8 protein-coding genes are annotated in these 12,312 nt (G+C 44.1%); 4 read left to right on the forward strand and 4 right to left on the reverse strand.

Features of this window, described 5'->3' with window-relative positions; genetic code table 11:
* Nucleotides 1-230: 230 nt before the first annotated feature.
* Together AAY47_RS19845 and ppa are read left to right on the forward strand one after the other, a co-directional pair.
* Nucleotides 231-3,614, forward strand: a complete 3,384-nt coding sequence (locus tag AAY47_RS19845; protein ID WP_053014174.1) for an inverse autotransporter beta domain-containing protein — start codon at nucleotides 231-233, stop codon at nucleotides 3,612-3,614.
* A gap of 169 nt (nucleotides 3,615-3,783) precedes the next feature.
* Nucleotides 3,784-4,314: an inorganic diphosphatase gene (gene ppa, locus AAY47_RS00310; RefSeq protein WP_047766263.1), complete on the forward strand. Its 531-nt coding sequence runs from the start codon at nucleotides 3,784-3,786 to the stop codon at nucleotides 4,312-4,314.
* Nucleotides 4,315-4,404: 90 nt separating this feature from the next.
* On the opposite strand, the gene AAY47_RS00315 is transcribed toward ppa, so the two are convergent.
* The 3 genes from AAY47_RS00315 to tamA are packed head-to-tail and all read right to left on the reverse strand — an operon-like array spanning nucleotide 4,405 to nucleotide 10,279.
* Nucleotides 4,405-4,752 carry a gamma-glutamylcyclotransferase family protein gene (locus tag AAY47_RS00315; RefSeq protein WP_047766264.1) on the reverse strand — a complete coding sequence of 116 codons (348 nt, stop codon included), beginning with the start codon at nucleotides 4,750-4,752 and terminating at the stop codon, nucleotides 4,405-4,407.
* Between the two features lie 2 nt (nucleotides 4,753-4,754).
* Nucleotides 4,755-8,540, reverse strand: coding sequence for an autotransporter assembly complex protein TamB (tamB, locus tag AAY47_RS00320; protein ID WP_047766265.1), 3,786 nt, complete (start codon nucleotides 8,538-8,540; stop codon nucleotides 4,755-4,757).
* Nucleotides 8,537-10,279 (reverse strand): autotransporter assembly complex protein TamA, encoded by a 1,743-nt coding sequence (tamA, locus tag AAY47_RS00325; RefSeq protein ID WP_047766266.1) that lies wholly within the window; start codon nucleotides 10,277-10,279, stop codon nucleotides 8,537-8,539. Before tamA ends, tamB begins: the two co-directional genes overlap by 4 nt.
* 138 nt (nucleotides 10,280-10,417) lie before the next feature.
* Between tamA and msrA the strand changes: the two genes are divergently transcribed.
* On the forward strand, nucleotides 10,418-11,065 hold the full coding sequence (gene msrA, locus AAY47_RS00330) for a peptide-methionine (S)-S-oxide reductase MsrA (RefSeq protein WP_047766267.1): 648 nt from the start codon (nucleotides 10,418-10,420) through the stop codon (nucleotides 11,063-11,065).
* A gap of 104 nt (nucleotides 11,066-11,169) precedes the next feature.
* Here the strand turns inward: msrA and AAY47_RS00335 are convergent, their stop codons facing one another.
* Nucleotides 11,170-11,376 carry a DUF1107 domain-containing protein gene (locus AAY47_RS00335; protein WP_047766268.1) on the reverse strand — a complete coding sequence of 69 codons (207 nt, stop codon included), beginning with the start codon at nucleotides 11,374-11,376 and terminating at the stop codon, nucleotides 11,170-11,172.
* A gap of 325 nt (nucleotides 11,377-11,701) precedes the next feature.
* Between AAY47_RS00335 and AAY47_RS00340 the strand changes: the two genes are divergently transcribed.
* Nucleotides 11,702-12,274 (forward strand): YtfJ family protein, encoded by a 573-nt coding sequence (locus AAY47_RS00340; protein WP_047766269.1) that lies wholly within the window; start codon nucleotides 11,702-11,704, stop codon nucleotides 12,272-12,274.
* Nucleotides 12,275-12,312 lie beyond the last annotated feature (38 nt).

Genomic DNA, 12,312 nt, shown 5'->3' on the forward strand with positions numbered 1-12,312 from the left:
AAGATAAAACCTAATTTCTGTGGAAATAAAGTGATAGCTTTTTGTTATCTACTGATAATAATTTTTCATTACGCATAACAACAAAATTTTTCCTAATGTATGTAGGTATGGGAAAGATTATCTTTTTTATATTAATGAGATAGCTGTACCCAATAAAACTGAAGTTTTAAACATCAAAGGTGTAATGCTAAAGCGCTGGCGCCAGCCCATATTTTATGAGGAATTCATATATGGACTCGTTTATAAATCATAAAGTTTTTCGGCTTTCTATTCTCATGTACTCGCTTTTTTTGCCCTTTACTCCTACGAGTGCACTGTCAGCGGGTGAAAAAGTTCAAGAAAATAGAATAGAAAGAAAAAAGTTCTTACAAAAACCAACAAATGAAAATCACATCAATAAAGTGACAGTAACAGAAAGAAAGAGGTTCTTACAAAAACCAGCAAATGAAAATCACATCAATAAAGTGACAGTAACAGAAGGAAAGAGGTTCTTACAAAAACCAGCAAATGAAAATCACATCAATAAAGTGACAGTAACAGAAAGAAAGAGGTTCTTACAAAAACCAGCAAATGAAAATAACGCTAATAAAGCGCGGGATAATCAAGAGGCTATTGATCAGAAAGTGGGTGCCATCACACAAGGCATCCATAAGATAGGTGATATCTTATCCTCTTCCCCATCCCAATTAACCGAGCAGGCAAAATCCTACGCGTTGGGGAAAATCAATGGTGCGATAAACACGGAAGCTCAAAAATGGTTGACCCGGTTTGGTACTGGCAGGATTAATTTTTCCATCGATAAAAAAGGGAAACTGGATGCCAGCTCTCTGGATGTGCTAGTCCCTCTCTATGATAACAAAGCAGATTGGCTATTTTTCTCACAGTTAGGTTATCGCCGTCACGACAGCCGTAATACCCTGAATCTCGGCTTTGGTGGACGTTATTTCACGCCTAAATGGATGTATGGTTTAAATACCTTCTTTGACAAAGATTTCACAGGACAACATCAACGGCTGGGTGTTGGAGGCGAAATCTGGACAGATTATGTTAAATTGTCTGCCAACACTTATTGGCGCTTGAGCAAATGGCGTATATCACCCAACGAGCTGGATTATGAAGAACGACCCGCCAACGGCTACGATATCAATGGTGAATTTTTCTTACCCGCTTATCCAAATCTTGGGGGTAAGTTGGGCTATGAACAGTACTTCGGCGATAACGTTGCCCTGTTCAATCGGGAAACCAAACAAAAGAATCCTAACCTTGCCCGAATTGGCCTGAATTATACCCCTATTCCGCTGATGACGATGGGGGTGGATTATAAGTTCGGCAGTGGACACAGCGAAACTCTCTTCCAGGCCAATCTGAATTATCGTTTCGGTATCCCTTTTGGCGATCAGATTTCACCGCGTAGTGTTGCTGCTATACGTACACTGGCCGGAAGCCGTTATGAACTCGTAGAAAGAAACAACCATATCGTGTTGGACTACAAGAAAAAACCGGAGTTCAATCTCGCCCTGCCAAATACGTTAAGCGGATACAGTGCCCAGCATGTTCAAATTACCCCTAATATTACGGCTGAACACCGCCTGAAAAAGATATCATGGCAGACTAATGAAGAGTTCCGTAAAAACGGGGGCGCTATCACACCCTATGGCTCGTCTGTTGAACTGGATCTGCCAAAATATTCTGTCAAGGGGATAAATAGCTATACCCTGTCTGCTATTTCTGAAATAACGGGTAGCAATAAGCCCATGACAACCTATATGGATGTGGTTGTTGAACCTTTTGCCATTAAAGAGCAAAGCATCAAGCCAAGTGGTACGGGGCCTGTTATTTCCAATGGCAAACCTGCTTATGATCTGGCAGCAACAATCACCTATGGTAATAAAAATAATCCACCGATTAAAAACCAGGTAATACCAAACGTAAAATGGAGCATTGAACCCGAAAATAAACATGCAATATTGAACTGGGATTCAGCAGGAACGACCAATGATAACGGTCAGTTAACTGCAACGTTGAGCAGTACTCAGCCGCTTGATCCGAAGACAAAGATTTATCTGTCAATGGATGCTCAACCTAAGCTGGAGATAAAAGGCGACAAACCGCTGAATCTCACTCATCTTGGTGATGCTATTCAGGCCAAGGACTTTGTCTTTGACCAGAAAGCGCCTTATGAGGCAACGGAACAAAAGCCGGTCATTGTGACTGCGACAGTATTCGATTTAGATGGCAACCCAATCAATAAAAAAATGGAGATGAACTTACAATGGAGTACAGTGCCTTCTGACCTACCGGGATTATCTGTTACGCCCGCCCCTGGCTATGAGAACACCTCTGATGAGGAAGGTAAAATCAAGGCGATTGTGACCAGTACCCAGAGAGTAAAAGGGGCTAAGGTTGGGGTATTGATTAATGAAAAACATCAAAGCTTCTCTGAACCCTTCAATTTTGTCACTCCAGAAAGCCTGAAGTTCGCATTCGATGCAATATCGCAATCCCCGATGAGACCACTCATCGCCAACGGAAAAGATCGCTATACCTATAAAGTGCGGGTCATCGATACAGAAAGCAAACTTCCTCTTAAGAATCAGTCTCTTGGTAAAATTAAAGCGGAGAAGAAGACAGTTATTTCTAATCTACTTAATGTTCCGGACGAAGTTAAGCTTGAGATCCCTGCGAATCCAACCACAGATGCTGAGGGTTATTTGACGCTCTATATGACAAGTCTCGTCGGTATGGATGGTATTTATTTCAAACTATTGCAGGATACACCCTATGAAGATGATGCAAATAGCATACAATCCGAACCGGTAAATTTCGATACTGTTCCAATACCCGTGGGAATTCTGATGGGAACCGAAAACTCACCTAAAACTAAATATATTTCTCAGCAGGGAAGGCCCTATAACGTACATAAAGATCTCATCGTTCAACTGACACAGGATGGAAAAACGAATTTGTTTGATGGCACAAACATTCCCAGACCAAATGGGGGTTCTGCCGGGTTATCGGGATCAGACATCAGATCTTCCAATCCTAATTTAGTGAAAGTAGACAGAAATACAGGGAATATCACATTCCTCCTGGATAACTTCTCTATTGAGCAATGGCCGGTAACAGTGACACTAACCAAAACAGTTTCGGATACTGGAATAACGTCTAGTTATTACTATACTTTCAACCCACGGAGATACATATTGATCCCTGAGCATCCGGATCCTTTGGCTCCAAATTCGAATACTGTTCCCTTAGGCAACTACCCTGAATGTAGTTATCTGAATGGGAATAACAATTCTGGTCTCAATAATCAGCAAGCTGTCGCACCGACTCTGACTGATATGGGAGCAACTCCGCAAACAACTACTCCAACTTCAATTAGTTATGAATATGACAAAGAGCATTTCCCTTATTTCGGATTGAAAGCTCTTCTCAATAACTCAACAGGAGTTAATATATTGAAGACGTATACGCCATCAGATGAAACTATTTATGCCTATGACTACCTTAAAAGGATAATCGAACCGGCAACGATATATCCTCTCAACAAGCCGTCGTTACTTCTTTGCATAATACGCGTGGGTAGTTACGGAGAAGTTTCCCCAAATTAAACTACCATTAATATAAAATAAGCACAGGCTCACTCAGGGTTGAGTCTGTGCTTTTTTTTATTCTGCTTTTCAGCCATCGCCAACAACCGAAAAATCCGAGGAATTCTGGCCTGTTTTGGCTATAATACCCCGCACTCCATTTTGGTTTAAAATTGAAGGAAACCGTTTTATGAGCCTGAATAATGTACCGGCTGGCAAAGAGCTACCTGAAGATATTTATGTCATCATTGAGATCCCCGCAAATGCAGATCCCATCAAATATGAAGTAGACAAAGAGTCTGGTGCCCTGTTTGTAGACCGTTTCATGTCAAGTGCGATGTTCTACCCATGTAACTACGGTTATATCAACAATACCCTGTCTCTTGATGGTGACCCGGTTGACGTATTAGTGCCGACACCCTACCCATTGCAGCCAGGTTCTGTTATCCGCTGTCGTCCGGTTGGTGTCCTGAAAATGACTGACGAATCCGGTGAAGATGCAAAACTGGTGGCTGTTCCTCATACCAAACTGAGCAAAGAATATGATCACATCAAAGATGTGAACGATCTGCCGGAGCTGCTGTGTGCTCAAATCACTCACTTCTTCGAACACTACAAGGATCTGGAAAAAGGCAAGTGGGTTAAAGTTGAGGGCTGGGATAATGTTGAAGCCGCCAAGGCTGAAATCCTGTCTTCTTTCGAACGCGCAGCTAAAAAATAATCCTGACAGGAAATAACAGGTTTTCATTGCCAAAAACCGCTGCCCCAATCAGGGACAGCGGTTTTTGGTTTGTCGTTCGGTTTTCTAATGTTACTCTTCTTCGTAGCGTTTCAGCCAGTCACCGCAGTTTATCCTACACAATCCCTCAACAGACAATTGATAAAGGTAAATCCATGCCTTGCCATACGGTGTTTCAATCAGTTCTCTTTGGTACTCCTGAGCGTTTTTTTTCAACTCATCCAATTCTGTCAGGATGGATGGCGTAATACGATAGATTTCACACTCGATTGTTCCTTCGCCACGGATAACCGCCGGATAGTGCCCCAGATCATAAATTTCATAACCTGCTAATCGGTGCTCTCCCAACAATTGGGCGTCCGTCATCCAGTGGTGATTGCCTTGTTTTCGCCTCAGGCTACCATAAACAATAACTCGCATCTTTAAAACTCAAACTCATAGAGCAGATCTAAAGCCTGATCAATACCAGATACTGCCTCCAGATACAATCTTGGCATCACACGATAACGTAATGTCAATGTTGCCAAAGAATCAAAAATACCCACACCATACTTCACTTGTAAGTCGTTGGTAATTCTGCCACTGACAACCACCTGGGATTTATCACCCACCCCTTGAGTATCCAGAGCCAAATCAGAGACACCAAAAGTTTCCCCAATCTTACCGACTAATTGACCACTCTGAGCAATCCCTAATCCAATCAGCATAGCCGCCATTTGTGAGTTGTCAGAATCCCCTTTTTCCAACCCCTGACCACGTAACAAATAAGACAAGGCTTCCTGTTGAGATTTTACTGGATCAGAAAAAACGTCTACTTTCGGTTTATCTGCCAATCCGGTAACACGCACACCCGCGATGACTTTGTTGGCTGTCGATTCTGGATTACGGATAGCTTCAATATTCAATAATGGCTGATCGGGCGGGCCAGAGAACATAATGGTTCCCTTACGCACCTGCAAATCCTGCCCATAAGCGTGGAAATTCCCTTCCGGAATATCAATCTGGCCATTCAAGCCTAATCCCTGCTGATCCTGAAGGACTTTCAGATCGCCTTTAAGCTGCGCCTTCAAACCAAATGCACTCAGGCGCACATCATTGCCAATATGAACATTTAAGTTACTTTGTATCAAAATAGGTGATTTTTTCTTCTCAATTGGTTGGAGGTGATTATCCAGCATCACTTCATCAGCCGAAACACCTACCGCTGATTCCGGTAACTCCTGAACCGTAATACGTGCCCACGGGATATTTACATTACCGTCAAGTTTCAACAGGTTTGGTTCTGCCTCCAGCACCAAATTTGGGCTGACATCCACCTTCCCCATCGGCGGAACCGTGATACGTAACTGGTCACCATTAGCTGTCACTCTGGCATACCAGGCATTCACGTTGCGCCAGTCAGCATAACCATTCAGGTTTAGTTGCCCTTTGGGCGTTCTAATCATGCCATGCATATCAGAGCTGGCACCGGCAAAATGAACGGCTAACTGGCCTTGGGTGATATCGAATGGCAGCCAATGACTGCTCATTTGCAGGGCGTTCGCGTTAAGTTGACCAAATAGCAGCGGGTTTCTGGCATTACCACCAATACGTAAATTCGCACTTAATCCCCCCTCCGCTTTTTCACCTTTACCCAAAATCGGTTTAACCAATCCTAAGGAAAGTGCCTGAATATCGACATTCCCCGCTAATTTTCGGCTGCCTTCTAAATCAGCGACCTGCACATCGCCTTTCAATAGCCCATTGCCAGCCAACTTGAATAACCATGCCAAATTCGCCTTGCCATCTGCCAGCCCTGCATTCAAGGTGAGTGTGTCAAAATTAACCGGTAATGTATTACCTTCCACAACCTGGCGAATTTGTACCCCATTCCCTTGAAGCGCCACTTTTACCTGGGGCAACCCCTGCTCTGCTGTCCATCTGATCTCAGCATTACCATTGAATACGCCCTTAAGTTGGGTGCTTTTATCAAGGAATGGTCGGATCATAGCCAGATCAAAGCGTTCAAGTGCCACTTGAGCATGACCGCGCCTTCCCGCCTCAATGGGTTTTGCAATACAAAGTTGTGCATTGGGGTTAAGCCAACAGTGAGTGCCCACGATGGCCTTTTGTTGCAAGTTGAAGTAATCAATGGCTATCGCTTTGCTTAAACGCCATTCACCGACAGGCGTATTAAAATCAGTATGGTTGATACTGCCTTGCCAGTGCTCCTTTTGACGATCAAAGCTGCCATGAAGTGCTAATTGGCCTGATACCGGCGAGCCTTCGATTTTCAGTTGTAAATCATGCTTCCTTTCTGTGCCTTGCGCGTTGAGCGTCAGGTTCTTGATGGTTAAATCCGCCTGCTGCAATTGCCGCACAACAACCGATAACTGTCCCTGGAGCTGTTCAGCCGAACGTACATTACCTTTGATCGTGGCGCTATCCACCCTTAACTCATTCTGCCAACGCAACCCACGTGCATTCAAATCCGCCATGATTTGGGGGGCTTGCATATTGCCGCGCAGTTTGATTTCACCTGTAATAAAGCCAGCCAGACCCGGCAGTAAGCCCGTTAATTGCGGTGCATTAATTTCACCATCCAGTTTCCACGCCTGATCCGTAAGCTGCCCCTGTATATTCAGCGTATTACGCCCAACGGCAAGATCGAGTTGGGGAATATCCCACTGGCCTGCTGCGTTACCCGATGCCTTGCCACGGGCTTTGATGGCATTCTCCTTCACATGACCATCAAGGACAATTTCAGGGATCCGGAGCTGCCAGCTTCCGCCATACAGGCTGCCACGCACGGCCAAGTTACCGTCTAGCCTGGCGGGCCATTCCGGCCACTGTTTGGCCGTATTAATACCCTCCAAAATGAGTTTGGCATTCCAGCTAATGGCTTTACTCCAATCAACCACGCCGACCATATCGGCTTTACCTTGCAAGGCCACCAAACGCAAACGCGTTAACTTCAGTAATTCTTCATTGCCTTTTGCATCCAACATTAACGATGCCGGCGGAAGATCATGGCCCTTAATATCCGAACGGAGAGAAAGATCGTAGTGACTGGCTTGACCATTCAGGCGCAACTTGACGCCATCAAGCTGATATTCTGGCTTGCCTTGCAGCGGCCATTGCAGTTGCTGGCTGTTCACTGTCAGACGTACAGGTAAGCCGGCTTTTGCCAATTCAGTCTGGGCGGTCAAACTGGCGGCAACAGGGCCGGAAAGATGCAATGCGAGATCAAGCTGCTGTAATAACGCACCTTTTAGCGTCAAATCAATCTGTTGGCCGGTTAAGTCATCCAGATTGATATGTTTTAAATTATCGACCTGACCCTTAACCACCAGATTCACTGGCCATTGTTCAGCCAGTTTTGCCGTCCCCCGTATCGCCAGTAAGCCTTCCGGTGTCTGTGCACTTAACGTTTTTATCTCGACTGCCTGCCCCTGATTACTGGCCTGTAGCCATAAATCGTTAACCTTAATATCAGTATCACCGGTTAAATGAAGCTGACTGCCGTGGATGCTTTCCAGCGTGATATCAAGCGGAATGGGAATATGGGGTAACTCTGTTAACAACGGTTGGGCAAACAGCGCTTTCAACGTTTCGCCCAGAGATTTTTCCGGTTTAGCCTGCTGGCTAACTTTTTGTGTTATACCGATTTTTTCAGGTGCACTTTTTGGCAATGCCACTAACAGGTTATTAATTTCCGTCGGTTTTAATATCAGTCGTTTTTCCTGCCACTGAGCTGCCGTTTTAAATTCATCCAACGCAATGGCGATCCCATCTACCTGCACATGAATGTTTTTCAAGGAAAGCAAATCCAGTGAGACAGGATACGGTGTTTGCAATTCAGTCAATGGTGCCGATTCAGTCGTAGGTGCCGAGGGCGGCAATTCAGCGGTATTCACCGAAACAGTAACACCTTCAGTGGTCAAAGCATTGACACACACCTGGCTGTGTTTCAGGCAGGAGAGCCGGATAGAGAGGTGCAAATTATCCGCATTAACGTTAACCCCCGGCATCTGATATTTGACGCCTTTTAACGTTAAATCGCGCCAGGTTCCGCTGACTCCCGCAATATCCAATCCGGGAACCCAACGTGCTGCACTGTTGATCACCAAATGCAAGCCTGTTTGCGTGCCAACCAGCCCGGCAACTGCCACCAATAACAGGCTAACAATCAGCAGGAAAGCAATACTCACCCTTTTTGCCCACTTCATAGTTCAGCCCCTAAACCAATATAAAATTCCACATTATGACTATCTGGATCTCCGATTGGCGTTGCCAAATCAAATTTTATCGGTCCAATCGGTGATGCCCAGCGCACGCCAATTCCCGCACCGGTTTTAAAATTATTCTTTCTGATGTCATCCAGCGCTTCACCGGAATCGACAAACAATGCACTCCACCAATTACCATAAATATTGTATTGATACTCCAGCGAGCCAACCGCCAATTTTGATGCCCCGACTAATTTCCCTGCACTGTCTTTTGGTGAGATTTTCTGGTACTCATAACCCCGAATACTGCGATCCCCCCCGGCAAAGAAACGCAGATCCGGTGGCACTTTGTCGAATTCATTCGTCTCTATCCAGCCCAAATCTGCCCGTACCACAAAACGGTGATTCTCCCGATAAGTTCTTATCCAGACGTGGTGTGCCTGTAACACCAAAAAATCGACATTGGACTGCCAGGTTGTATCAGAAATATCAATCGAATAACGCTGGCTATCCCCCCAATAAGGCATCGTGCCACCACGCTGGCGAATGCGACTGAGACTGAATCCCGGATAAAGCAGCATGGTAGTATTGGTGACTTTAGCCTGGGTAAAGTGGCTCAGGCTCCAGCGCAGATTAACGCTGTACTGCCAACCCGTAAAACGATCCCAATTACGGGAAAGATTCAACGTTGCCGTATCCGAAATAGTATCGTTAATATCTTTACGTCGATAACCCGTTTGTAACTGATAATATTCTTCCAGTGGGTTGACTTTAAGCGGCATTTTGTAGGATGCGTCAATGATTTGATCGCGTGCAGAAAGGTTAAGGCTGGTACTCAAACTGTGTCCACGCGGATTAAGCCACGGTTTTTTCCATTTAGCCTGAACACGAGGCCCGACATCCGTTCCATAACCGCCTCCCAATTCAACATAGTTGGCAGAACGAGGCACTAAGGACGCATTTAATGGCAATACCTTATCTTTACTCTCACGACCTGTTTTAAAATCGGGCACAACAACCGCAGAATTGAACCATCCGGTATCGACCAAACGACGATTAAATTCGGCTAATTGTTCTGAGGTATAATATTCGCCTGATTTGAAAGGAATAAGGTTATCCAGGTAAGTTTCACGAATTTGCGAACCGTGAAATGCCACTGGCCCAAAACGATAGCGCTGGCCGCTATCGAAATCAAAATCCCAAATAGATTCGTGCAGATCTTTTGCTACCCCCAACTCACTTCTTTTCATTAAGGCATCAAAATAGCCTTTCTTAACTGCCAGATTCGTCAATGAACTTTTAAAATCTTCATATTCACCGTGGTTGAGTATTGTCCCTTCTTTTGGCCTATTTTTTTTGATCAGGGCGGCATAATCTTTATCTGTTTTAGCGCCTCCCTCCAAAGCAACATTCACTTTAGCGACCCTTACAGGTTCACCCAGTGTCACCTTTGCAGTTAAAACAGGACGGGCAGGAGGAATATTCTCTTGATAGGTAAACTCGACAGTGGGAGCATAATATCCCAATGGACGAAGCCCCTGTCGTATCGCTTTCTCCACACGGGCACGAAAACGGCCATCAGGAGCAACTTCATCGGTACTGATATTTGAAAGTTGCACTCTGGCATTTTTTTCTAATTCGCCAGAAAGCCCCTCCAGTTTCAATCGTAAATTTGCACTATAAGCTGATGGCGTGACGATAGAGAAAAAAAGCGCAAATATGAGGGGATATCGTGACACTCGAACTCCTAATATTTATCTATCTGTTGAATAAAATTCAACAACATAAAAATGCCGCAATGAATTAATTCTGGTAAAGTTTTAACAATATACAAGCAACATATAATCATAAAACTTGTGGATATAGAGGAGAGAATCTTGCCAAATTCAACCAATGAAAAACAACATGTTTCTGCACCAGATGCCATACCGGGTAGAACCACTCCATTAACCGTATCACCCTACCATGACATTACACAGCATGCGATAGAGAACATTCCTGAAAAGATGGAAATCGCCTATGTAGGCATGGGATGTTTCTGGGGCGTAGAGCGTCTTTTCTGGCAACAGAACGGCGTTTACACGACTTCCGCAGGTTACAGCGGTGGCACTACGCCAAACCCAACTTATGAAGAAGTGTGTACTGGCTTGACGGGTCATGCCGAAGTAGTCAGGATCGTTTTTGATCCAACCCAAATTACCTATTCTCAATTACTCACCCTGTTCTGGGAAAATCACGATCCTGCTCAGGGTATGCGTCAACATGGTGATATTGGTACTCAATACCGTTCCGTTCTGTACCCGATTTCACCACAACAGTATGAACAGGCCATTGCCAGCCGGGAACAATACCAGCAAGCGCTGACGCAAAATAATGATCAACGCACCATCACGACGGAAATTCGTGCAGCAGGGCCATTCTATTTTGCCGAGGATTATCACCAGCAATACCTCCACAAAAACCCCGAAGGGTATTGTGGCTTAGGGGGGACGGGGATCTGCTTCCCGCCCACACTCAGAAACTAGCTGAATACCATCAAAAAACGGCCGCAAGGCCGTTTATTATACTCATTTTATATATCGCATTGATTTTATTACATTGCTATTAACCGATGAGCAATGACAAACAGTCACCCCATTTCAGTCTGTAAACGCAATACTTGCTGATTAACTTCACTCATCACATGGAAATGGCGTTTATCTTTGATTTTCGGGGGTAAAATCTTTCCATAATTGAATTCAAACGCGCCCATGTCCTTAATGTATAACCGCCCACGAAATAGGGTTTTTACGTAGAGAGCAATTTTCATTGAGTTATAATGGCGAAAAATTTTCATCTCTGTTTTTTCCTCCCATGCTTCTTACGGTACTATTGCTACGGCATCGTATCTAGTGACTCCATAAATGCATCGTTGTTATGCCAACTGTATAGACTACGTATATGGAAATTTGTTCCCCTCAATATTAAGATTCAATCACTATTTTGATATAATATAATGATATTAATGAGCATTATATTGCATCATCCTCTTGTTTACTTAGTACATTATTCCAAATGTTATCAAATTGTTTGTTTTATTGAGGACAGACCAGTTAACAAGCGCTATGCTGAATATGTCATTCCCTGATAACATGCCACGCCATGACAAATAAGGAATAAATATGTTAAAAAACAATATGTTAATAAAGATCGGGTTATCTGCAATATTGAGTATAACGTCAATATTTGCGTTCGCTCATAACATCACCTTAGAACAACCTGTTCCCGCTGTCAGCGTGACAGATAAGGGTGAGCTGTTGCTAAACGAGGGTAAGTTCAACTACCAAAATTGGAGCAATACCGAACTTCTGGGAAAAGTCAGGACTATCCAACATATTGCCGGTCGTAGTTCCGCAAAAGAGATGAATGATCCCTTGATTCAAGCATTGAAGGATGCTGATTTACCCAAGGATAAATATCAAACCACCAGCATCGTGAATACCGATGATGCTATTTTTGGTACTGGTATTTTTGTTCGCAATAGTATTGAAGACAGCAAAAAACAGTTCCCGTGGTCACAATTCATTGTCGATAGTAACGGGCTGGTTAAAAAGGCCTGGGGACTGGAACCCAAAAGTTCGGCAATCATTGTGCTGGATAAAAACGGTAAGGTGAAATTCGTCAAAGATGGCAAATTAAGTGACGAAGACATTACACACGTTATCAGCCTAATTAAAGAAGAATTGGAAAAATAGCCTATTCAATACCGTACAGTGATAATGGTTCCCCCATT

Origin of the sequence: Xenorhabdus griffiniae (genome assembly GCF_001028135.1) — a bacterium.
GTDB lineage: Bacteria > Pseudomonadota > Gammaproteobacteria > Enterobacterales > Enterobacteriaceae > Xenorhabdus > Xenorhabdus bakwenae.